The 21,769-nt window shown below is 59.1% G+C and carries 19 protein-coding genes and 1 pseudogene; 8 read left to right on the top strand and 12 right to left on the bottom strand.

The genetic code is table 11. The features are described 5' to 3' along the window. Positions 1-103: 103 nt before the first annotated feature. Together D4A92_RS24740 and D4A92_RS24735 are read right to left on the bottom strand one after the other, a co-directional pair. Positions 104-1,990, bottom strand: coding sequence for a sigma-54-dependent Fis family transcriptional regulator (locus D4A92_RS24740; protein WP_203021168.1), 1,887 nt, complete (start codon positions 1,988-1,990; stop codon positions 104-106). Positions 1,991-2,420: 430 nt separating this feature from the next. After that, positions 2,421-3,497: a LacI family DNA-binding transcriptional regulator gene (locus D4A92_RS24735; protein ID WP_203021167.1), complete on the bottom strand. Its 1,077-nt coding sequence runs from the start codon at positions 3,495-3,497 to the stop codon at positions 2,421-2,423. Positions 3,498-3,725: 228 nt separating this feature from the next. On the opposite strand from D4A92_RS24735, the gene D4A92_RS24730 reads away from it, so the two are divergent. The 4 genes from D4A92_RS24730 to D4A92_RS24715 are packed head-to-tail and all read left to right on the top strand — an operon-like array spanning position 3,726 to position 8,340. Beyond that, complete coding sequence (locus D4A92_RS24730) at positions 3,726-4,562, top strand: ABC transporter substrate-binding protein (RefSeq protein ID WP_203021165.1); 837 nt, start codon at positions 3,726-3,728, stop codon at positions 4,560-4,562. Positions 4,563-4,622: 60 nt separating this feature from the next. After that, complete coding sequence (locus D4A92_RS25275; protein ID WP_203021163.1) at positions 4,623-6,131, top strand: amino acid ABC transporter permease/ATP-binding protein; 1,509 nt, start codon at positions 4,623-4,625, stop codon at positions 6,129-6,131. Between the two features lie 19 nt (positions 6,132-6,150). Next, a complete protein-coding gene (locus D4A92_RS24720; RefSeq protein WP_203021253.1) occupies positions 6,151-7,158 on the top strand; it encodes a Gfo/Idh/MocA family protein in 1,008 nt (335 codons plus the stop codon). 57 nt (positions 7,159-7,215) lie between these two features. Beyond that, on the top strand, positions 7,216-8,340 hold the full coding sequence (locus D4A92_RS24715) for an NAD(P)/FAD-dependent oxidoreductase (RefSeq protein WP_203021161.1): 1,125 nt from the start codon (positions 7,216-7,218) through the stop codon (positions 8,338-8,340). A gap of 177 nt (positions 8,341-8,517) precedes the next feature. On the opposite strand, the gene D4A92_RS24710 is transcribed toward D4A92_RS24715, so the two are convergent. Continuing rightward, positions 8,518-9,237 carry a PfkB family carbohydrate kinase gene (locus D4A92_RS24710; RefSeq protein WP_246754184.1) on the bottom strand — a complete coding sequence of 240 codons (720 nt, stop codon included), beginning with the start codon at positions 9,235-9,237 and terminating at the stop codon, positions 8,518-8,520. Between D4A92_RS24710 and D4A92_RS24705 the strand changes: the two genes are divergently transcribed. Then, entirely contained in the window at positions 9,236-9,988 is a 753-nt protein-coding gene (locus tag D4A92_RS24705) for an IS6 family transposase (RefSeq protein ID WP_125271518.1), read from the top strand. The genes D4A92_RS24710 and D4A92_RS24705 overlap by 2 nt on opposite strands. A gap of 54 nt (positions 9,989-10,042) precedes the next feature. On the opposite strand, the pseudogene trbF reads toward D4A92_RS24705, so the two are convergent. The 9 genes and pseudogenes from trbF to traI form a co-directional block, all read right to left on the bottom strand. After that, positions 10,043-10,612: pseudogene (gene trbF / locus D4A92_RS24700) on the bottom strand (conjugal transfer protein TrbF); the annotation flags it as partial. Positions 10,613-10,633: 21 nt separating this feature from the next. Continuing rightward, the gene (gene trbL, locus D4A92_RS24695) at positions 10,634-11,812 is read right to left on the bottom strand and encodes a P-type conjugative transfer protein TrbL (RefSeq protein ID WP_172891009.1); all 1,179 of its coding nucleotides are present in this window, start codon (positions 11,810-11,812) and stop codon (positions 10,634-10,636) included. Positions 11,813-11,816: 4 nt separating this feature from the next. Next, the gene (trbK, locus tag D4A92_RS24690) at positions 11,817-11,990 is read right to left on the bottom strand and encodes an entry exclusion protein TrbK (protein ID WP_246754183.1); all 174 of its coding nucleotides are present in this window, start codon (positions 11,988-11,990) and stop codon (positions 11,817-11,819) included. Continuing rightward, positions 11,987-12,745 (bottom strand): P-type conjugative transfer protein TrbJ, encoded by a 759-nt coding sequence (trbJ, locus tag D4A92_RS24685; RefSeq protein ID WP_425959492.1) that lies wholly within the window; start codon positions 12,743-12,745, stop codon positions 11,987-11,989. Before trbJ ends, trbK begins: the two co-directional genes overlap by 4 nt. Before the next feature lie 16 nt (positions 12,746-12,761). After that, positions 12,762-15,218: a conjugal transfer protein TrbE gene (locus D4A92_RS24680; protein ID WP_203021247.1), complete on the bottom strand. Its 2,457-nt coding sequence runs from the start codon at positions 15,216-15,218 to the stop codon at positions 12,762-12,764. Between the two features lie 9 nt (positions 15,219-15,227). Continuing rightward, positions 15,228-15,527, bottom strand: coding sequence for a conjugal transfer protein TrbD (locus D4A92_RS24675; RefSeq protein WP_172891011.1), 300 nt, complete (start codon positions 15,525-15,527; stop codon positions 15,228-15,230). Continuing rightward, complete coding sequence (locus D4A92_RS24670) at positions 15,520-15,900, bottom strand: TrbC/VirB2 family protein (RefSeq protein ID WP_112635405.1); 381 nt, start codon at positions 15,898-15,900, stop codon at positions 15,520-15,522. The genes D4A92_RS24675 and D4A92_RS24670 overlap by 8 nt, the downstream gene beginning before the upstream one ends. Continuing rightward, complete coding sequence (trbB, locus tag D4A92_RS24665) at positions 15,890-16,867, bottom strand: P-type conjugative transfer ATPase TrbB (RefSeq protein WP_112635407.1); 978 nt, start codon at positions 16,865-16,867, stop codon at positions 15,890-15,892. The genes D4A92_RS24670 and trbB overlap by 11 nt, the downstream gene beginning before the upstream one ends. Positions 16,868-16,877: 10 nt before the next feature. After that, on the bottom strand, positions 16,878-17,504 hold the full coding sequence (traI, locus tag D4A92_RS24660) for an acyl-homoserine-lactone synthase TraI (protein WP_112635409.1): 627 nt from the start codon (positions 17,502-17,504) through the stop codon (positions 16,878-16,880). Positions 17,505-17,878: 374 nt separating this feature from the next. Between traI and repA the strand changes: the two genes are divergently transcribed. The 3 genes from repA to repC all read left to right on the top strand — a co-directional run bounded on the left by repA (position 17,879) and on the right by repC (position 21,687). Continuing rightward, positions 17,879-19,096 (top strand): plasmid partitioning protein RepA, encoded by a 1,218-nt coding sequence (gene repA / locus D4A92_RS24655; protein WP_203021245.1) that lies wholly within the window; start codon positions 17,879-17,881, stop codon positions 19,094-19,096. A gap of 154 nt (positions 19,097-19,250) precedes the next feature. Then, on the top strand, positions 19,251-20,258 hold the full coding sequence (gene repB, locus D4A92_RS24650; RefSeq protein WP_203021243.1) for a plasmid partitioning protein RepB: 1,008 nt from the start codon (positions 19,251-19,253) through the stop codon (positions 20,256-20,258). A 190-nt stretch (positions 20,259-20,448) separates the two neighbouring features. Continuing rightward, positions 20,449-21,687, top strand: coding sequence for a plasmid replication protein RepC (gene repC / locus D4A92_RS24645; protein ID WP_203021241.1), 1,239 nt, complete (start codon positions 20,449-20,451; stop codon positions 21,685-21,687). Positions 21,688-21,769: the final 82 nt, after the last annotated feature.

Here is a 21,769-nt window from a genome sequence, read left to right as displayed (position 1 = left end):
CTGGCGTCGCAAAGGCTGGAAACGCAGCGCTTTCGGAGCCGGCGCCGATGAGGGGTGCAACAGGTGTGGCGCAACAGCTGTGGCGGATGCCGCAGCGGACCGTTCAGTGCGGACGGCCGATGCCGAACCTCCGCATCCGGCGATGAAGGGTCGTGCGGTCGATGCCAAGGCGGCGGGCCGCTTCGGAGACATTGCCCTTGGAACTCATGAGGATGGCCCTCAGTTCCGCTTCCTGGCCATGTTCCTCGATGACCGGCGCCGATCGGGTCAACTGATCCGGCAGGTCGGTGACTTCGATCACGCCGTCGTCGCAAAGCGCCGCTGCAAAGGCGATGGCATTGTCGAGCTCGCGGATATTGCCGGGCCAGCGGTGGTCTAGCAGCAGCGTCCGGACCGCGGTCGACAGGATGAGGGGCCGGCCCTGCGACCCGTGCTTTTCCAGCAGCCGTTCGAGGAGCCAGGGCAGGTCCTCGCGCTCGCAGAGCGGCGGCAGCGACAGGACGGCAGCGTTCAGCCTATAATAGAGGTCTTCGCGGAACCTGCCGGCCGCGACCATGTCGGCCAGCGCACGGTGCGATGCAGAGACGACCCGGAAGTCGACCTTGCGCGCGACCGATCCGCCGACGGGCAGAACCTCGCCTTCGGCCAGGACCCTCAACAACCGGCTCTGCGCCGCATAGGGCATGTCGCCGATCTCGTCGAGGAATAGCGTTCCGCCCTCGGCCTCCTCGATCAACCCCTTTCGGCCCTTGGCGAGGGCTCCGGTAAAGGCGCCCGGGGCATAGCCGAAGAGTTCGCTCTCGATCAGTTGTTCCGGGATCGCGGCGCAGTTGACTGCAACGAAGCGTCCGGAAAGCCCGCTCACCTCGTGGATGATGCGAGCAAGATACTCCTTGCCGGTTCCGGTTTCACCCCGCAGCAGGATCGGAAGCCGGCTGGGAGCAAGCTTGGTCACCTTGCGCTGGAGCGTGTCGATCGCGGGGACGTTGCCGCCGAGCCGGCTGATTGCCGGTGTTCGGCCGGAAACGCGGGCAAGTGGTACGCTCACCGTGCGCTGTTGCGGCTCGATGGCGTGGGCAAAGAGCAGCGAGCCGTCACGCACCGCAATCCGGCGGTCCTGCGGCAGGCTGGCGCGGGTGAGCGAAGCAAGTTCGTCGAGCCCTGCCTGGAAGAAGTCGGTGACCGGCTGCCCTATTAAAACCTCGGGCGAGCGCCAGTCGAGCCCGCAAGATGCGGCCAGTAGCCGGGCGCCGCCATGGGTCATGCCGGTGATACGGCCCGCGCCATCGACGGAGATCGCAGCTTCCGGATCGACGTCGAGGAACTCCGGCGCGCCGGCAAAGCGCAGCACCAGATCATGGCGGCTGTTGGCCATCAGGTTGGCGAGTTCGATCCGCCGCACAGTCGACGAGACGAGATGGCGCGCCATGTTCTGGCTCTTCTTGAGGATGGGTGAGCTTAGAAGCGAGATGTCGAGAACCGCGGCCAGAGAGCCTTCAGTATCGTATATGGGTGCGGCGGTGCACGACAGGGGCGTGTGGGTAATGTCGAAGTGATCGGTCTGATGGATGGTCAGCGCCTCCCCCGTGGCGATGCAGGCACCCACCGCGCAGGTGCCGGCGCGCGGCTCAGACCATTCGGAGCCGAGATAGAGCCCCGCCTTGCGCAGATTGTTGTTGAATGATGGGTCGCCCAGAAACTCCACGGTGACGCCTTGGCGGTCCGACAGCAGCAGCACGTAATTCTGCTCGGCAACCTGCCGGTAGAGCCGCTCCAGGCCGGAGCGGGCGATATGCACGAGGTCTTCCGCCTGCTGGCGGTGTTCGCGCAGCCGATTCTGAGAGACGATGACCGCCTCGCGCGCCTGCGCAGGATCTAGCTGATAAGTTTGCAGGCAGCGACGCCAGGATTCTACGACAATGGCGTCGCGACCAGTGTTGCTCCCTCGTCCAACTCGCTCGATTTCTTTGATGTGATCCGCGAAACCCATCAAATTACCGGCCTTCTAGGCCGCCTCCCGTGATCACAGATTGGTCGTAGCAGCATTTGGCTTTGCTGCCTTACGCTCACTAGAAATGCCGCCTGCAGCTGGTGCGCCTTCGGCCCACAGAGACTGCGATGATTTAACGCCAAGAGCAACCTTGGCCCTCACCTGTTTGTTTTGGCAATGGAAAAATTGCGTTTCTAGTGCACGCCGCGACAGAGCCGCGGCTGCATCCCGTAGACCACATCCTGATACGCCCGGAGCGAGTACCGTTGTCTGGGTCGAAAGACATGGCGCGAAGAGTGGGTGACGACGGCGAAGTCCGTGAGTTCCCCTTTGAAATCTTGACTGCCGGGGCCAAGGCTTTCATCGGATCCGTCCATCGGGCTTGATCAACCGGCCCACCAGTGGGATCGCACTCATCACCGCAACTCCGTTAGCAGTCTCCGTAAGCTTCTCGCGTGGAGGCGCGTTCGACAATTTCGCTCTTCAGCACGACTTTTCTCGCCGCCGGAGCTGCGCCATTCAGCCGTTCGACCAGCAATTTGGCCGCTGTCGTCCCGAGGTCGTAAACAGGTTGGCGCACGACGGTAACGGTTGGCGTGGTGACGGACGTCCAATCTGCATCATGGAATGACACAAGAGAGACATCGCCTGGAATACTGAGACCCAACTGACGGTGAACCTTGAATATTTCAAGCGCAATCATGCTGTCTGATGCTATGATCGCCGTCGGACGCTCCGGTGAGCGGAATAGTTCGGCGACGATGCTGTGTGTCTGTTCCGACTTCACAGCGCCGACCCGCACCCATTTCTCCATGCCGGTCAGACCAGCCTCCGCGCAGACGCTCAGATATCCCTCGATGCGGCGCCGCACCGAGCCGGTGTTGATGTCCTGCACCATTCGGAAGCAATGATCCGGTGTGTCGCAGGCGGTAATGTAGGCGATGCGGCGGTGGCCGAGCGCAATCAGCTTGCGTGTGACGGTCTCGGCGGCGTGTCGGTCATCGGCGATGACGGTATCGACGTCGAGTGCCTCGCTTCCGCGATCCAGCAGCACCATCGGCAGGCCGGAGCGTGTTGCTTCCCTCAGATGGTCGATATCGCTCTCACTGGCCGGCGAGACGATGAGGCCGTCCACGCGCTTAGCGAGCAGCGTGCGGATTGCAGCCTTTTCCGTCTCCGCGTTCTCGCCGGAATTGGTCAGGATCACGGTAAAACCCGCCTGCCTGGCAATGTCGGTAATCCCCCGGACCGCGAGGCTGAAGAAAGGGTTCTCGATGTCGCCCACTACCACGCCGATCGTGCCCGAGCGTCCCGTGGTCATGCTGCGGGCCAGTTCGTTCGGTCGGTAGTTGAGGGCGCGGGCGGCAGCGGTCACGGCTTCGCGCACCCGTTCGCTGACGGTTCCGTATCCGCCGAGCACACGGGCCGCCGTCGCCTTCGAGACGCCCGCCATGCGTGCGACATCGGCCACTGTGACGGACGTATTTCGGGGCGGGCTCTGCTCCATGAGCGGTAGCCTTACAAGAGATATTGACGATTGGCAAATGCGTCTATAACAATTGCAAAAAGTCAAAGAGACCGGTCTCATTTATTTTGAGACCGGTATCAAAGACGAGAAGAACAAGTGCCAACATGCGAACTGCACGGGCCGGGCGGGCGGAACCTGCCGCCTTCCGGATGGGACCCGTGCGCCCTGAAGACCTCGCAGACAAGATCACCAGAGGAGACGAAACCAATGCATTTTTTTGAAGCCTTCAATGCCCCCTTTGCCAGGACGCGTGCGACCGCCGTCGCGCTTGTCTTCGGCGTACTGGCCGGTGCCGTAACCCCGACGCTTGCCCAGGACGATCCGCTCGGCCTCATCGACCCCGCCGTCATCAGCGTCGGCACGATGGGGGACGCCAAGCCCTATGCCTTCACGACCGCTGACGGCACCTTCACCGGCTTCGACATTGAACTCTTTCTCAATGTGGCCGAACGTCTCGGCTTCAAGAAGGATCAGGTCGTCTTTACCGGCCAGGAATTCTCCGCGCTGATGCCCTCGGTCGCCAATGGTCGCTTCGACATTGCGGCTGCTGCCATAGGCACGACGGACAAGCGCAAGGAAACCGTAGATTTCTCTGACGGCTATCTTGCGGGCTTCCTCACCGTGCTGACGCCGGATGCAGGCATTGCTGATGCGGCCGGACTGAACGGCAAGCGGCTCGGCGTCGTGCAGGGCACGCTGCAGGAAATTTATGCCGAGAAGAATTTCACCGGTGCCGATTTGGTGAAATTCCCGGACAATAACTCCGCCGTCTCCGGGCTGAACAATGGCACAATCGAAGCCCACTTCCTCGATTACGAGGCAGCCAAGGATTATTCCGCCCGTTATCCCGATCTCAAGGTGGCAATCAATATTCCCAGCTTCGATGCGCCGGCCGGCTTCGTTATCCGCAAGGGCAATGACGCACTGCGCGAAGCGCTGAACAAGGCACTGCACGACGCCATGCAGGACGGCACCTGGAAAACGCTGCACGAAAAGTGGTTCCCCGGCACGCCGATGCCGGATTCGTATCTTCCCAAGCCCTGAGGCCACCTTGCCGGTCTGATCCTTTCGGTCGGACCGGCTTTTCTTGCAAGGAACCCCTTGATGAACTGGCTTGAAAATCTGCGCCGCAGTTTCCTCGACTGGAACGCGATGGCCGAAGTCCTGCCGACCATGATTACGGTTGGTCTGAAAAATACATTGATCCTGGCGGCCGCATCGACGGTGCTCGGTGTCGTCATCGGCATGATGCTCGCCATTATGGGGATCTCGCGTTCCGCTTGGCTGCGTATACCCGCTCGTCTTTACACAGACATTTTTCGCGGTCTGCCTGCCATCTTGACCATTCTGCTGATTGGACAGGGCTTTGCGCGCATCGGCCGCGAATTGTTCGGTCCGTCCCCTTATCCGCTCGGTATCCTAGCGCTCAGCCTGATCGCCGGTGCCTATATCGGTGAGATCTTCCGCTCAGGGATCCAGAGTGTCGATCGCGGCCAGATGGAGGCCTGCCGGGCGCTTTCGATGAGTTATGGGCAGGGAATGCGGCTGATCGTCGTGCCGCAGGGCGTGCGTCGCGTGCTGCCCGCCCTCGTCAACCAGTTCATCGGGAACGTGAAAGACTCGAGTCTTGTCTATTTTCTTGGCCTGCTTGCGTCCGAGCGTGAGATCTTTCGCGTGGGGCAGGACCAGGCCGTCGTGACCGGTAATCTTTCGCCGCTGTTATTGGCCGGTATCTTCTATCTGGTGATCACAGTGCCGCTCACTCATGTGGTCAACGCCATCGACGCCCGCTTGCGGCTCGGCAAGCAGCGTCCGGCCGTCGCTACAAGCGGGCTGGAGGAGGTTGGCGAACTGGATGGCGCTGCGGGTACTTCCGAGGTCGCGTTCAAGGGCGGCAGTCTTGATGTGCGAAATCTGGGCATGGCCTACGGCGACCTGGACGTGCTCAAGGGGGTCGACTTGTCGGTAAAGCCAGGCAGCGTCACCTGCATCATCGGTCCGTCCGGCTCTGGAAAATCGACATTACTGCGCGGCTTGAACCGGCTGGTGGAACCGAAGTCCGGTGACATCTTCATCGACGGCGAGAGCACTTCGACCATGAAGCCGGAAACGCTGCGCAGGCGGGTCGGCATGGTGTTCCAGCACTTCAACCTCTTCCCGGATCATTCGGCCCTTGAAAATGTCATGCTGTCGCTGACGAAGATCAAGGGGATGCCGAAGGCGGAAGCCGAGCGGATCGCCAAGGCACGGCTTGCCGATGTCGGCCTTGAGAGCCGTCAGCATCATCTGCCCAGCGGGCTCTCCGGCGGTCAGCAGCAGCGCGTCGCAATCGCCCGAGCGCTCGCCATGGAACCGGAAGTCATTCTCTTTGACGAGGTGACCAGCGCGCTCGATCCGGAACTGGTCAAGGGCGTCCTGAACCTCATGGCAGATCTTGGCAGGCGAGGCATGACCATGGTCGTCGTCACCCATGAAATGGGCTTTGCCCGCCGCGTCGCTGACCAAGTCGTCTTCATGGACGAAGGACGCGTTGTGGAAACCGGTACGCCCGAGGCCATCTTTGACAACCCGCAGAGCCCGAGGCTTCAGCGCTTCCTGGCGGAAGTGCTCTGAAGGAGACAAGAGAATGACGATGACACCAAAGATCCGATGGGGTGTATTGGGCTGCGCCGGCATCGCCGCTAAGGCGGTCATCCCGGCGATTCAGTCCAGCCGACTCGGCCGAGTTACGGCCATCGCCTCCCGGGATGGCGACAAGGCGCGGCAAATGGCCGAACGTTTCGGAATCGCCAAGGCCTATGGCTCCTATGAGGAGCTGCTGGCCGACCCCGAGATCGATGCGATCTACAATCCCCTGCCCAATCACCTGCATGTGCCTCTGACAATCAAGGCACTCGAACAGGGCAAGCCGGTGCTTTGTGAAAAGCCGATCGCGCTCAATGCGGCGGAAGCCAAGACGCTGCTAGCAGCGCAGAACGCCGCCGCACTGCCGGTTGCGGAAGCCTTCATGGTGCGCCACCACGCTCAATGGAAAAGGGCGAGGGCACTGATTGGCGAAGGCCGGCTAGGCGAGGTGAGCGCCATCCAGACGATCTTCTCCTACTATCTCGATGATCCCCGAAACGTTCGCAACCAAGCCGGTATCGGCGGGGGCGGCCTGTTCGATGTCGGCTGCTATGCCATCAACACGGCCCGCTACCTCTTCGATGCCGAACCGCTGCGGGCGATTGCTCTGATGGAACGGGATCCGACCTTCGGTACCGACAGGCTGGCCAGCGGCCTGCTTGCCTTTCCCGGCGGTCGCCAGCTCGCCTTTACCTGCTCCACCCAACTGGCGCTGACGCAGAGGGTTACAGTGCTAGGAACCCGCGGCCGCCTGGAAATCCCTGTTCCGTTCAATGCACCTGCCGATCTGCCAACCCGGCTCGTTCTCGATGACGGGCGCGATCTTGACGGGGGCGGGCGCATCGAAATCGCGATCGAACCTGTCGACCAATACCGCGAACAGGCCGATGCCTTCTGCGAAGCCGTGCTCTCCGGCACGCCGCTTGTGACGGGGCTTAAGGACGCGATCGGCAACATGAAGGTGATCGATGCACTCTTCCGCTCTGCCGAAAGCGGTCGCTGGGAAGAGCCCTGAACAGTTCAATCCCTGCCACTTCTGATGAAACACGACAAACCGATTGAAAGACTGACCATGACAGACAATACCATCTCCTCGGCCGTTATCATCGGCGCTGGAATTTTCGGCGTTTCGACCGGCGTCCAGCTTGCCAGGCGCGGCATCCGGGTGACCATTCTCAACGATGGCCCGGCTGCCAACGGTGCTTCGGGCCGCTCGCTCTCGTGGCTGAACTCGGCGCGCATGCGTTCCGAGCCGTATCACCGCCTGCGCATGGCCGGCATCGACCGCTACCGCACGCTGTTTGCCCAATACCCCGATACCGACTGGCTGCGTTTTGACGGCGGTCTCACCTGGGATGCCGACGATGCGGGCAACGAGATCGCCGCAGCCTATCGCCATGAGGTTTCGCTGGGTTATGATGCTCAGCATCTGGCTGCCGGAGAGGTGGCGGGCGTCACGCCGGGCGTCGATGCGCGTGCGATTACCCCGCAGGGCGCGATCTTCAATCCTGGCGAAGGCTGGGTCGATCTGCCGGCGCTGATCGGCGTGCTCCTAGAGGAGTTTTCCGCGCTCGGCGGTGTCCTGATAACGGATCAGGGTAAGGCGAGAGTGGTCATCGAAAGCGGTCGTGCCGTCGGCGCCCAAACCGAAAAGGGTCAAATTCATAAGGCGGATGCCGTCGTCCTCGCGACCGGTCCAGCGGTGCCGAAGATGGCTGCCGAAAGCGGGCAGATCATCGGCGACAGTACCCCGGCCGCCCTTCTCGTGCAGACGAAGCCGCTTGCTCATCCCTTGCGCGCAGTGCTCAATACACCTCGTGTCGCTATTCGTCCCGCGCCGGGCGGTACGTTTTCGGTGGATGCAGACTGGGCGGCCGACGAGGGCGTGAAAATGCGGGAAGACGGCAGCTATGAGGTCGACGATGGCGTCGTTGCCGAACTTCTGGCGGAGGCATCCAAGGTAATGGAGGGCAGGCCGCAGCTCGAAGTGGTTTCCATCGGGTTTGGCGGCAAGCCAATTCCGGGGGATGGCGAACCGGTCATTGGTGCTCTCAAAGCCATTCCCGGCTACTACGTGGCCTTTAGCCATAGCGGTGCAACGCTCGGCCTGATAGTGGGCGAATTGCTTGCATTCGAGGTTGCGGCAGGTGCCGAACATCCCATGCTGTCGACCTTCCGGCCCGAGCGTTTCGCTTGAGGCAAGGGAAGTGGGTTGAAGACGAAGCGCGAGTTGCGAGTGATGGCGAAAGGCTATCACCCGCGACGAGTGCGGGATTGGATACACCTGCTCTGACATCCACTTCGTTGAAAGGGGCCAGATTGCTTGGTGAGCGGATGGTCTGGGCGATAGATGTGAAGCCCGGTCCGCACTGGATCACGCTTCGGCGGGGACTGCCGCAGGCTTGGTGATCCTGTAGATTTCTTCAAGGCTCATCATGTTCGAGAGATCGATGGCCATCGGAGCACCATGGCCAAATGCGCCACGCATGAGGCAGGTCTTTGCTGCCGCCTGTGCGGCTCCGGATAGAACATCACCCGATTGCCGCTCCTCGAGCAGCCCTACGAGAACATACGCAATGAAGGTGTCACCTGCTCCAAGCGTGTCGATGGCCTCGACGGCTTGCGCTGGCTCTTCATGGAAGCCGTGTGGGCCGAAGAGTAACGCCCCTTCCTGGCCGCGGGTCACAAGGCTCCATGTGGCGCCGTGCGCATGGGCGAGGCCAGCGAGTGACAGCGCCTCGTGCCGGCTCAGGCTTCCGCCGGAAAAGGCCAGCAGGAAGCAATGTGGCGCAACCTGCGCAATCCGCTTGGCATCGTGAACCGTCGCGAAATCGTAGGAGACCTTGGTGGCCTTGCTGAAGTGCGGCAGCCAAGCATCGACATGACTCGACCTGCCGGTGTGGATCGCGTCAAAATCCTGAAGCCGGGCAAGGTCGGTCGCTCTCGGTGCAATGATCGAAACGCTGAGATTGGCACCAACGAAGACACGGTCGCCATTCTGGTTTTCAATGGGCTTGTCGCAAATTTTCTTGGTTAACTCGCTGTTGACCACGACGGGGGAAATTCCGCTCCTCGTGTAGCGGAGCGTAGCCATGATTCTGAACGCCATTGCCGAAAAGTTGAAGCGCCAGTCGAAGGATGATTTCAAAGGGCGACATTTCGAGGCATGGCTCATCGTTCAGGCGGTGACATGGTATCTGCGGTACCCGCTCAGCTACAGAGATCTCGAGGAGATGTTCCGCGAGCGCGGCTTCGAGGTCGACCATAGTACAATCAACCGCTGGGTTCTCGCCTATGCGCCGCTGATCGAGAAGCGGCTCCGTCAGTTTCGTCGGCCTCATTGCGGCTCAATTCGGATCGACGAGACTTACGTCAATATCCGTGGCAAATGGCGTTATCTGTACCGGGCGATCGACAAGAACGGAAATCCGGTCGATTTTCTGTTGACTGCAAGGCGCGATCTTGATGCCGCAAAGCGCTTCTTCCGCAAAATGCTCAAGGATGAGCCCTTGCTCTCGCCGGAAAAGATCGGCACGGATGGTGCCAATACGTTCCCATCCGCGATCAAGACATCGGTTGACAACGGACTGCTGCATCCCGATCCTGTGCACTATGTCACCAAGCATCTGCAGCAAGGCATCGAGAGCGACCACTTCCGTGTGAAGAAGAACATGCCAAAGATCGGCGGCTTCCAATCTTTCAAAACGGCGCGCCGCACAATCGCCGGCTTCGAAGCCATGCTCTGGCTCAGGAAGGGCTTCGGCTTCTCTGGCGGCTGGACCGTCAACGTTCAGAACGATCTGCTTGCGCACCTCTTCGGACTTCAAAAGGTTAACAAAGCATAAAAATGCGGCCGATAACGGGGTGGCTTTGACCTTCTCGAAAATTTGCGACAAGCCCGTCGCGATGCCGCGAAACCGGCGCGTGCCGATTTCCTTGCCCTTGCGGTCGCGCTCGTATTCGGTCCAGTCGATCTGGTAGGTCTGGTTAGACAGCGCCACGATGTTGTTGACCTCAATGGCGACTGTCGATGTCTTCGCCTTTTCGAACGGCGAATTGCCGCGAAACCAGGCATTGATCTTCTGGGTCGAAGGATCGGACGTCCTGAGAAGCGCGTAGGTCCGGTCGATGTATTGCTTTTGCACCACGGCATCCGGCGTGATCGATTTCAGGCTGGTGATGAAGTTGCCGAGCGTTGCGCGAACGACCCGGGCATCGGCGTACTCGATCTGCTGGGGGAAGCCTGCTGTCACCGAGGTGCCGAGCTTGTCGACCTCAACGATGTAGGGCACCAGCTTGACCTGCGTGCTGAGATACATGGCATAGGTGAAGCCAATCACGGCCATCGATAGCCCAAGAATGCCGACGATCCTCCATGCGCGTGCGGCCTGGACATAGGATCCATATCGTTCCGTCCATTCCTGCCGGGCGGCAAGGTAAGGGCTGTCGGGCGGCCGGTTTGCTGCCATCGCTTGTCGCCTTTCTGATGATTACTTGTCGTTTCGTTCGGGTGGCGTCTTGGGGCCGGATTGACCGGTGCGGCTCTGATCGAGCTTGGCGTTGGCGAGTCCCATGATCGAGCCGGCATAGGCTCCGGGCGAACCGATCGCCTTTTCCTTGGCGGCCGAGCCGGCCGCCTTCCCAGCCGACCCGATACCGGCTCCCATCCCGCGAAGTGCTGCGCCTGCAATAGAGGATCCTGCGGCGCGTGCGGATTGAGCCGCCGCGGCGCCAGCTCCGACTGCCCCCGCTGCGAGCGACGCTGCTCCAAGTGCAAATGATGCAGCCTGTCCACCGTGACGGATGGTTTCCATTCCACCTGTGACCGATGCTCCTTGAACAACGCCTTGGATAATGTTCGGGACATACATGGCGATAATGAAGACCACGACCGCGATCCCGGCGATCGCTAATGCGGTCTGAAACTGGTCCCCGACGTCGGGCCGGTTCGCTAGGCCTATCAAGACTTCGGAGCCGATCCGGGAAATCATGACCAGAGCCATGAGCTTCATGCCGACTGAGAATGCATAGATGAGATAGCGGATGGCGAAGTCCTTGGTGAAGGACGAGCCTCCCAATCCGAGCATGATCATTCCCGCGAGCAGACCGAGATACATCTCGACCATCACGGATACGAAGATCGCGGCAACGAGCGAGAATGCGATCACCGTTACGACCATCGCAAAGGCCGCCGAAATGGCGAGCGCGTTGTCCTCGAACAGCCCGAATTGCACTTTCTCTGACATCTTGGTCGCGACGGTCAGACCTGCGTTGAACACATCGGCTGGCGAAGCCGTGCCTCCACCAGCGCCGATCTGAAATAGACTATCGACGACCGCCTTCGCGAAGGTCGGACCCTGCGCGAGAACGAATGCGAAGAAGCCCACGAACATGATGCGCCGGACCAGTTCAGCAAACCAGCTGTCGAGCGACGCGGCCTGAAGCGCCAGCCAGACCGCGGCAATACCGATTTCGATCCCTGCGAGAATCCAGAACAGCGATCTCGCCGCATCCATGACGGTGGTCTCCCAACCTTTTGCGGCAGTAGTGATCTCGTTCTGGAGGGCCGTTAGGACCGACCCCTCCTGCGCAATTGCGGGTTGGAACGACACGACGATGAATGCGACGAGCACCGTAATGCCCCTGATCGTTTTGAGCTCAGAGGTCATGCGCCTACCACTCGATCTTCATCTTCTCGCCGCCCGACGTCGGATACTCCCTCGTCGACCCAAAGAACTTTTCGTGCCGCTCTCGCGCTCCCTGTCTCTCTGAGATCAGGAACCACAGGCCTGTTCCTCCAACAGAGATGATTGCGGCGAGGATGGCCAAGATCAGTTTCGTTCTCACCACTCCACCTTCATCTTTTCGCCGCCGGATGTTGAGGGAGCCGTTGATTTGAAGAATTTCTCACGCCGGGCCTGCGCGAGGTCCTTGTCCGTCTGCTCGGTTTGGAGCCATGTCCCCATCATCGTCATTTGCTGCGAGACAAGACCACGCAGCTTCTGCATCTGTGAAACCTGCTGGGCGGCAATCTGGTGTCCGACCTGGAGGGCCTTCATTTGGCCGTCGGCCGACTCCGACATGGATCGCAGCGAGGTCATCGTGCTTTCCTCCGTGTCGAACTGATCCGCTGTCAGGCTCGCCGCCTTGAGCGTGCTGCCGATCGTGTCCCGGTTCGTGTCTGACCAGGACTGGTAGGTGCTCGAGAAGGATTCGGCATTTGGCAGATTGGTTTTCAGGTCCGCATAGCTCTTGAACCGCTGCTGAAGGACATCGTCTGCATTGCCCATTGAGAACGAGATGCTCTGCCCTTGATCAACAATGCTGCGCAGGCGGTTGAGATCGCCCTCGACCTGGCCCCAGATATGATCAGGGAGCTGCGCTGTGTTCTGCAGCATGTTCTCATAGATCTTCAGTTGGTTCTGAATCTGCTCTGCGAGTTGCGTGATTTGGGTCAGCTGGTTATCGACCTGCAGGCCAGAGCTTTTGAGAAGATCGATGAGCTGAGCATTGTTGGCGAGCTGCGTCCATTCGGTGGCGGCGCCCGTTGCAGAGCCCGCATGGACGGAAGCAATCGGCAACAGCGCGATTGCCGCAGTCATCGTTGCGACGATCCAGTTACTGGGCGTTGAGGTGCGACGTGGCATCCGGAACTCCTCTCGATTCAAGCCAATGGGTTGGCCAGTCCTGGCCATATTCCGCCTTCAGCGCGCGGATCCGCTTCAGGTCTTCCTTTCCGGATGCGCCCACAAAGCTCAGTGCCACCGGCCCGAGCGACATATCGAAAAGCCGCCGTCCGTCTGGCGTGGCGACATAGTATTCGCGTTTCGGGATGGCGCCCGAGACGATCTCGATCTGGCGCTCGTTGAAACCGATCCGCTCGTAGAATTCCCGCGTGCCCGGCTCGCGTGCGGCACCATTCGGCAAGCAGATCTTGGTCGGGCAGGACTCCTTCAGGACGTCGATAATGCCGGAGCGCTCGGCGTCGGAGATTGACTGCGTCGCCAATACGACGGCGCAATTGGCTTTGCGGAGAACCTTCAGCCATTCCCGGATCTTGTCGCGGAAAACCGGATGCCCGAGCATCAGCCAGGCCTCGTCGAGGAGGATGAGGCTCGGAGAGCCATCGAGCCGCTTCTCGATCCGGTGAAAGAGGTAGGTGAGAACGGGCACCAGATTACGCTCGCCCATATTCATGAGATGCTCGATCTCGAAGCACTGAAACGCTCGAAGCGTCAGCCCGTCCTCTTCCGCGTCGAGAAGCTGACCCATCGGGCCGTCGACGGTATAGTGATGGAGTGCGTCCTTGATCTCGCGCATCTGCACGCCGCTGACAAAGTCCGATAGCGACTTTCCGGGTGCTGTCGCCATCAGCCCGATCTGGCGTGAGATTGCATTGCGATGGTCGGGTGTGATGGTAACGCCCTGCAGGGCGACAAGCGTTTCGATCCACTCGGTCGCCCAGGCGCGATCGCCATCTGTCGAAAGATCGAACAGAGGGCAGAACGCCAGCGCTTTCCCCTCCCCGTTCTGATCGTTGCCGATTTCGTAGTGATCGCCGCCGGCGGCAAGCGTCAGGGGGAGGAGCGAGTTACCCTTGTCGAAAGCAAAGATTTGAGCGAACTCGTAGCGACGGAACTGCGCGGCGATCAGCGCGAGAAGCGTCGATTTTCCCGAGCCCGTCGGTCCAAAGATCAGGGTGTGGCCAACGTCGTCGACATGCAGGTTGAGACGAAACGGCGTCGATCCCGAAGCGACCTGCATCAGCGGTGGCGAGTTCGGCGGATAGAAAGGGCACGGCGCCACTGGGTTACCCGACCATACCGAGTTGAGCGGGACGAGATCTGCCAGGTTGCTTGTATTGATCAGCGGCTCACGGACATTGGCGTACCAATTCCCCGGCAGACTTCCGAGAAACGCATCTGTCGCGTTCAGGGTCTCGACGCGCGCTCCGAACCCCTCTGCCTGGACGAGCCGGCGGATGGCTTCCGCCTTTTCCTGCAGAGCGTCACGGTCATCATCAAACAGGATGACGACAGGCGTGTAGTAGCCATAGGCGACAAGCTGGGACGATGCCAGAGCGATGGCGTCCTCGGTCTCGGCAACCATGGTCATGGCATCCTGATCGACCGATCTGCTCTGGGTCTGGAAAAGCTGGTCGAAGAAAGGTCGAACCTTCTGCTGCCATTTCTTTCGCGTGCGCTCGAGTTTCTGGCGCGCCTCCTCGGCATCGAGGAAGATGAACCGCGACGACCAGCGGTAGGTCAGCGGCATCAGATCGAGATTGTTGAGGATGCCGGGCCAGCTCTCGGCCGGCAGCCCATCGATGGCTACAACCGCGAGGAACCGGTTCTCGACCTTTGGCGTCAGGCCATGCTCCAGCTCTGCCGTCGCCAGCCAGTCGAGATACATGGGAACTTCCGGTAGCCGAACCGGATGGCTCTCCCCCGTGATGCAAAATCGAACAAACTGCATGAGGTCGTCATAGCGTGCGACCCGCTCCCCTCCCCTCTCGCGGACCTCGCGGGTCTTCATGCGAGCGATCGACAAAGTGTTAGACAGGTACTGTTCGATTTCCCGGATCGCGTTTCGAAACACGAACAAGACCGTGTCGGCATAAGACTTCTTCCTGCTCTCCTCGTCCGAGTAGATGTATTTGCTAAGCGCCGTCTTCTTCGACTCGAGCGGCCGGTAGGTGAGAATGATCGCGTGCTTGCTCTCGAAATGCCCCTGCTCCCGCCCGAAATGAGCACGGCGCTCGGCATCGATCGCTCGGGTGACAGGATCCGGGAAACGGCACTGATCTGGCGTGGGATAGTCGACCGTCGGCACGCGGATGGCTTCGACTTGGATCATCCATCCGGTCCCTAGTCGTGAAAGAATTGTACTGATCTGTCGGGACAGCTCGTTGCGTTCGAGGTCGGTGGCGCTTTCGGAGTCCGGACCCGCGAAATACCAGCCAGCCATCAGGCTGCCGTCCTTCAGCAGCAGGACGCCGTTGTCGACCAGGCCGGCGTATGGAACCAGATCAGCGAACGAGGGACCGGTCGCGCGGAATCGTTTGAGGGCAACCATCAGGACACCTCAGTATCTTCGCCACGGCGCGGCCGTTGGCCGGTAGTGGGGCTTGTAGGAAATGTGACGGGCATAGACCTGCCGCATCAGCGGATCGGATTTGGCCATCATGCGAAGCAGACCGACGATGACGATCCAGACGGCCACACCGAAGAGCGCCGAGTAGACCGTCAGGACAACGAAGATCAGGATCACGGCGGCGAGCCCGGTGATCAGCACCAGCTCGCGGTCGGCGCCCATCAAAAGGTTCGGACGCGACAGCGCGCGATGAATGCGATTTCGTTGCAGTCTTGAGGCAGCTTCAGCCATCTGTGCCCTCCCCTGATTTTATAGCTGGGAAGGTAGAGGTGACTTTCTCCGAAATGCCGATCGATGCACCGGTGGCGCCAAAGAGGCCGACGATCGTCGTCGCACCGAGCAGAATGCCGGCGACCAGGACGACGTACATCAGCCTGCGCGCGAAATCGTTGAGTTCGCCGCCGAAGATTAACATACCGCCAGCGATGGCAACGGCTGCGAGCGCGATGTATCCAGCGACTGGACCTGTGATCGATTGCTGGATCTGCTCCAGAGGACCTTCCCAAGGAAGGCTGCCACCACCTGAGCTCGCCATCGCCGGCACCACGAAGGCAAAATGAGTTGCTATTACTGAAAAAGCGAAAACATTGGTCTTACGCAACATGACGGGCTTCCTGTTCTTCCGTAAGGTGCTCGGACTGGATTTCGTATTCGCCTTTGGCAAAACGCTCGACGGTTATGATGTCACGGACTCTCCTGCCGCGGGGCGTGCGCTCGATCGAAACGATGAGGTCAACGGCCTCACCAATGACTTCATGCATTGGCTGTTGGCTTGCCTCTGCCGTGAGTTGTTCAAGCCGGCGGAGTGCGGACATGGCGGTGTTGGAGTGGATGGTTGCGACGCCGCCCGGATGCCCTGTGTTCCAGGCTTTAAGAAGCGTGAGGGCTGCGCCATCGCGCACCTCGCCGACGACGATGCGATCAGGTCGAAGGCGCATCGTACTTTTGAGCAAGCGGGCCATATCAACGCTGTCACTTGTGTGGAGAAGAACGGCGTTCTCGGCGGCGCACCGGATCTCCGCCGTATCTTCGAGGATCACCAGTCGATCCTCTGGCGCACTTCTTACGATTTCGTCGATCACTGCGTTGGCTAGCGTGGTTTTCCCGGAGCCGGTCCCGCCTGAAATGATGATGTTCAATCGCGAGGCGATCGCGCTTCTGATCGTTCCTGCTTGCAGGTCTGTCATGACGCCGGTGCGAACATAGTCATCGAGCGGAATGAGACGTGAGGCACGCCGGCGTATAGTGAACGCCGGTTTTGCAACGATGGGAGGCAGCAGGCCTTCGAACCGGTGCCCCCCGATTGGCAGCTCACCGGAGATGATAGGTTGATTGGTATCGACCTCGGACTGAAGAGCGTGCGCAACAGTCCCGATGACCATCTCCGCCGCAGCGGATGACATTTCCCCGGCAGGCGCTACGCCGTGACCAAGCCGTTCGATGAACAGCTTGCCGTCTGGATTGAGCATGATTTCAACGACATTACTGTCGTCGAGCGCGACGCATAGCTGATCGCCTAGCGCCTCCTGGAGCTTGCGTACAAGTCTTGGATGGGAAAGAAGCTGGGTCACGTGGCTGTCCTCAAGCGGCCTTGTGGAAGGAAGTAGCGATGAGCGACCGATAGTGCGGTGGCTGCAACCGCTGGAACGAAGCGCGGTCTGCGGGGAGAACGCCTGCAATTGCCGTGGTGACGCCAATCTTTTGAGGTGTTCCCAGTCGTTGCAATGGCCATCCGACACGGGAGAGGATCCGCTCAAACCGCAGATCCGTCACGGTGACGATGTCGCTAAAGCCGTTGACGATTGACCACTCGATGATGCCAGCAAACATTGCTTGCGTGACGTTGTTGATGGAGCTCTGCGCACTCGATCCTTGCGATTGCGTATCGACGCAAAAACGTGAGCTTTCGATCATTGCGGCGTGAGCAAAGAGCCTCCCATCTGGAAGAAGTGACGGGAAAATCTCCTGGATCATTGTCGGCCCGGTGGCGGGTAGAAGCCGTGCGCAGCCATGGACACGATCGTCACCCCCGACAGCTAGAATGTATGTTGGACGTAGATCATCGAATCGATCCATCTCCATCCCGTCATCAACGTCGACTTCCCATCCCAACCGGTCGGCGAAGACTTTTGCCCGGAGGGCGTGCTGGGCAGCGAGCAGTCTCTCTTCTTTTGCGGTTCGAGGTGTCGAAATCGCCAGTAGCTGCATGGATATCTCCGTCGATGTTGAGTCGATTGAGATATGTGCACGGATCGGAACCGAGCGGCAGTTGTAGGATTCGACAAATGAGAATCGCGCTGAGTCGCGGTAGACATGGCGACCGAATGCGTTTGGCAGAGAAATCGACTGCTTTACGGGTTCGGCAAGTTGCAGGATCCACAGTAAAACAAATGAGGAACAGGAAGCTACAAGGGAGATGCTAAGTTACTGTATACAATACGTAATCTGTTTGGGTTACCGTAGTTGGCAATGCGTCGATTAAGGTTTCGTTAACCATTAAGTCCTTGCCAAGAAACTGGTTGCAGGTATCGTCACGGTAAATAGGCCGTTTCGGCTTAAAATCCGTGATAAGAGAGATCATCGTGAGCGTGGCTAAAAACGTGAATAGGCACAGCCTCCCAAGTGCTGATGAAACGATCGGGGCGCAGGCTGAACTCCTGAGCTCTCAGCTTCAGTCTATGAGCGAGGCGCTGTTCCCGCCGACTTCACAAAAGGTCCTCCGTAAGTTTACGTCGGGTGAAGCTGCTCGTTTGATCGGAATATCTGATTCCACGTTGCGCAAAATGACGCTGGCTGGTGAAGGACCGCAGCCGGAAACTACGAGTAACGGGAGGCGCCTATATAATCTCAGTGAGATCAACCAGATTCGTCGACTGCTCGCCCAATCGACACGCGGTAGAGAGACGATAGAATTTGTCCCTCACCGTCGCCCAGGTGAGCATCTGCAAGTCCTTGCCGTCACCAACTTCAAAGGCGGGTCCGGCAAAACGACAACGACAGCTCATTTGGCACAATTTCTGGCTCTCCAGGGCTATCGCGTTCTAGCCGTCGATCTCGATCCACAAGCCAGTCTTTCGGCACTGCTAGGCGTTCTTCCGGAATTGGATGTCGCGTCAAACCAGACTCTATATGCTGCAATTCGTTACGACGAAGAGCGTCGCGCACTTTCGGAGGTGATCCGGCCAACTTACTTCGACGGCCTGGATCTCGTCCCAGGTAATCTAGAACTGATGGAGTTTGAGCATACGACGCCCAGAGCGCTCAGCGCGGGGGCTTCAGGCGAAACGCTGTTCTTTGCACGAGTGGCGGCGGCGCTTGACGAGGTTGCCGACAACTACGACGTCGTTGTGATTGACTGCCCTCCTCAGCTCGGCTTCCTAACGCTCAGTGGATTGTGCGCAGCGACTGCGATGATCGTCACGATTCATCCGCAGATGCTCGACATATCGTCGATGAGTCAGTTCCTTTTGATGACGCGTGATCTGCTCGGTGTAGTGCGGGATGCTGGCGGCGAACTCAAATATGATTTCATCCGCTACCTATTGACCAGATATGAGCCTCAAGACGCTCCTCAAACGAAGGTCGCGGCTCTGCTCCGTAATCTTTTTGATGACTACGTGTTGACGAATCCCATGCTGAAGTCTGCAGCGGTATCGGACGCCGGCCTGACCAAGCAGACCCTCTATGAGATTGGTCGTGAGAACATGACTCGCTCCACCTATGATCGGGCGATGGAGTCGTTGGAGGCGGTCAACTCGGAGGTTGAGACATTGATTAAGCAGGCTTGGGGTCGGGCATGAGTACCCAATTCGGTTCTCCACATAATGATATCGCGGATTGTTGGGAGCTCCCAACCATTCCGATCAGCCCATCTTCCCAGAGTGTTGAACCGCGTTTGTTGGGAGCTCCCAACAGCGAGCCAATTGATCGGGACTCTCATCCTGGAGTAAGTTCATGAGCCGCAAGGATTCCATCGACAACCTCTTCATGAAAAAGCCGGTCGTCACCGCATCGTCACCGGCCAGGTCTCCTGATCGGGTGCGCACTGGTGCAATATCGGCGATGGGGTCCTCACTCCATGAAATGGCGGAAAATGCCAAGCAAGTAACCAAGCTGCAGCAACAATTGGCCGAAGGTGAACCGGTCGTTTCCCTCGACCCGTCTGCGATCGATAACTCAAAGATAACTGATCGCATACAGCTCGAGGTCGACCCCGATTTTGAGGCGCTGGTAGCAAGTATTGCTGAACATGGGCAGCAGGTGCCGATCCTTGTTCGTCCAAATCCTGAAACTGCGGGGAGGTTTCAGATTGCATATGGACGACGCCGTTTGAGAGCTGCCGAACAGCTCGGGCGACCTGTCCGAGCAATTGTTAAAAGTCTTTCTGACAGCCAACTCTACATTGCCCAAGGCCGGGAAAATCTGGATCGGAAAGATCTATCCTTTATCGAAAAGGCCTTTTTTGCACGAAATCTGGAGGACGGTGGGTGCGACCGCGCCACTATTATTTCTGCTCTCGTTACGGATAAAGCGGATGTGAGCAGATACATTGCGGTGGCCCGACGATTGCCGGACAGTGTCGTAAACTTGATTGGCCCCGCGCCCAAGGCGGGACGCGCCAGATGGATGGCTCTGGCCGAACATCTTGCAAATCCATCAATGGTCGAAGCGGCCCAGCAGATTCTAAGAGGATATGTTGAACAGCGGCTAGACAGCGATGCGCGTCTTAGTGGCTTGCTGCGTGAGTTGTCCGGGCACCCCAAGGTAAGCAAAAAGAGATCTGAGTCGACGGACGTTTGGAGAACTCCGACGGGTAAGCGCGCAGTGAGCATCGAAGCGAGCGATGGCAAGACGTCCATCGTTTTCGAAGAAAAGGCTGTTCCAGCGTTCGCCAAGTTTGTGTCAGCGAGACTGGATGAGCTTTACGAACAATTTCAAAAACAGAATCGCGAGGGGGATTGATGATGAATTGAGCCGCTGGACTGTTTCACGGTGAAGCAAAATCGGCAAAGAAAAAGCCCTCCGAAATGAATTCCGAAGAGCCTTCTCCACTTTGGTCGGTTGAGAGAATCGCACTTCTCAGAATCCCCGTCAAGAGTCTTTGACGTCGTTCCGGCGAGCGTTTTTCTGTTGCCTTTCGAAAGGTAGGAAAATGCATCCCGAAAATGTAACGACGCCCTTTGGGCGGCGGCCGGTCGTGCTTGCCCTTGTAAAGAGGCAGCTCCAGACGTCCGATACAAAACCATACCGCCCGGTCGAAAAATGGAAGGTGTTTCGCGACGCCTGTGAGGCCCGTGAACGCCTCGGCCTTCAGGACAGGGCGCTGGCTGTGCTTGATGCGCTTTTGACTTTTTATCCGCAGAACGAGCTCGACGGCGATAGTGGATTGGTGGTCTTTCCGTCCAATGCCCAGCTGTCTGTCCGAGCCCACGGCATTACCGGAACGACCTTGCGGCGGCATTTGGCTGCCCTGGTCGAAGCCGGGCTCATCCAGCGAAAGGATAGTCCGAACGGAAAGCGTTACGCTCACCGGGACAAGAGTGGCGATATCGAGCAAGCCTTTGGGTTCGATCTTTCTCCACTTTTGGCTCGTGCTGCGGAACTTGCAGGCCTGGCACAGGAAGTCGCTGCCGAACGCCTGCAGTTCAGGCGAGCCAAAGAGGCCCTGACTATCTGCCGGCGCGATGTGCGCAAGCTGATCTCCGCCGCGATGGAGGAGGGGGCTGACGGCGACTGGGAAGCCATCGAAGACATGTATGTCGGCATTGTCAGCCGACTTCCCCGCAATCCTGATCGTCACCAGGTGGAGGCAATCCTCGACGAGATGCAGCTTTTGCGCACCGAAATCCTCAACCTTCTGGAAAATCAGCTAGATTCTCACAATATGGACGGCAATGTTGTTCAAAATGGCTGCCACATACAGAATTCAAAACCCGAATCCATCCATGAACTTGAACCTAGCTCTGGAAAAGAGCAGGGCGGAGCCGTCGAGCTGGAAGTAGCACCCAAAGAGGTTGCTCAGCCGTTGGCAAAGCCGGAAAAGATGAAGGCGTTCCCGCTGTCGATGGTCCTGAAAGCCTGCCCGCAGATTTTGGACTACGGGCCCGGGGGCACGATCTCCCATTGGCGCGAGCTGATGGGGGCCGCGGTGGTGGTTCGATCGATGCTTGGCGTCAGCCCGTCGGCTTACCAGGAAGCTTGCGAGGTGATGGGTCCTGAGAACGCCGCAGTTGCGATGGCTGCAATCCTGGAGAGGGTAGGGCATATCAACTCGGCAGGTGGATATCTCCGCGATCTCACGCGCCGAGCGAGGGTAGGGGAGTTCGGGCTCGGACCAATGCTGATGTCGCTGATGCGCGCCAATGCGAACGGAGATCGGAAAACGGGGTGAGCGGTTATAACGGCGCAACGGGTAGGGGGCATAGTCGTACGGCAGTCGTGCCGCATTTCATTCAGCATTCGTTCCACGGTTT

Source organism: Rhizobium rosettiformans (assembly GCF_016806065.1).
Lineage (GTDB): Bacteria > Pseudomonadota > Alphaproteobacteria > Rhizobiales > Rhizobiaceae > Allorhizobium.
This window is presented reverse-complemented; position numbering and strand designations above follow the sequence as displayed.

Bases quoted from the DNA above. Each gene is read 5' to 3' on its own strand.
- D4A92_RS24710 (WP_246754184.1), bottom strand. From the start codon at position 9,237: ATGGCTACGCTCCGCTACACGAGGAGCGGAATTTCCCCCGTCGTGGTC.
- D4A92_RS24680 (WP_203021247.1), bottom strand. From the start codon at position 15,218: ATGGTTGCCCTCAAACGATTCCGCGCGACCGGTCCCTCGTTCGCTGAT.
- D4A92_RS24720 (WP_203021253.1), top strand. From the start codon at position 6,151: ATGACACCAAAGATCCGATGGGGTGTATTGGGCTGCGCCGGCATCGCC.
- D4A92_RS24740 (WP_203021168.1), bottom strand. From the start codon at position 1,990: ATGGGTTTCGCGGATCACATCAAAGAAATCGAGCGAGTTGGACGAGGG.
- trbL (WP_172891009.1), bottom strand. From the start codon at position 11,812: ATGACCTCTGAGCTCAAAACGATCAGGGGCATTACGGTGCTCGTCGCA.
- D4A92_RS25275 (WP_203021163.1), top strand. From the start codon at position 4,623: ATGAACTGGCTTGAAAATCTGCGCCGCAGTTTCCTCGACTGGAACGCG.
- D4A92_RS24705 (WP_125271518.1), top strand. From the start codon at position 9,236: ATGATTCTGAACGCCATTGCCGAAAAGTTGAAGCGCCAGTCGAAGGAT.
- repC (WP_203021241.1), top strand. From the start codon at position 20,449: ATGCATCCCGAAAATGTAACGACGCCCTTTGGGCGGCGGCCGGTCGTG.
- repB (WP_203021243.1), top strand. From the start codon at position 19,251: ATGAGCCGCAAGGATTCCATCGACAACCTCTTCATGAAAAAGCCGGTC.
- D4A92_RS24730 (WP_203021165.1), top strand. From the start codon at position 3,726: ATGCATTTTTTTGAAGCCTTCAATGCCCCCTTTGCCAGGACGCGTGCG.
- traI (WP_112635409.1), bottom strand. From the start codon at position 17,504: ATGCAGCTACTGGCGATTTCGACACCTCGAACCGCAAAAGAAGAGAGA.
- D4A92_RS24735 (WP_203021167.1), bottom strand. From the start codon at position 3,497: ATGGAGCAGAGCCCGCCCCGAAATACGTCCGTCACAGTGGCCGATGTC.
- D4A92_RS24670 (WP_112635405.1), bottom strand. From the start codon at position 15,900: ATGTTGCGTAAGACCAATGTTTTCGCTTTTTCAGTAATAGCAACTCAT.
- D4A92_RS24675 (WP_172891011.1), bottom strand. From the start codon at position 15,527: ATGGCTGAAGCTGCCTCAAGACTGCAACGAAATCGCATTCATCGCGCG.
- trbJ (WP_425959492.1), bottom strand. From the start codon at position 12,745: ATGACTGCGGCAATCGCGCTGTTGCCGATTGCTTCCGTCCATGCGGGC.
- D4A92_RS24715 (WP_203021161.1), top strand. From the start codon at position 7,216: ATGACAGACAATACCATCTCCTCGGCCGTTATCATCGGCGCTGGAATT.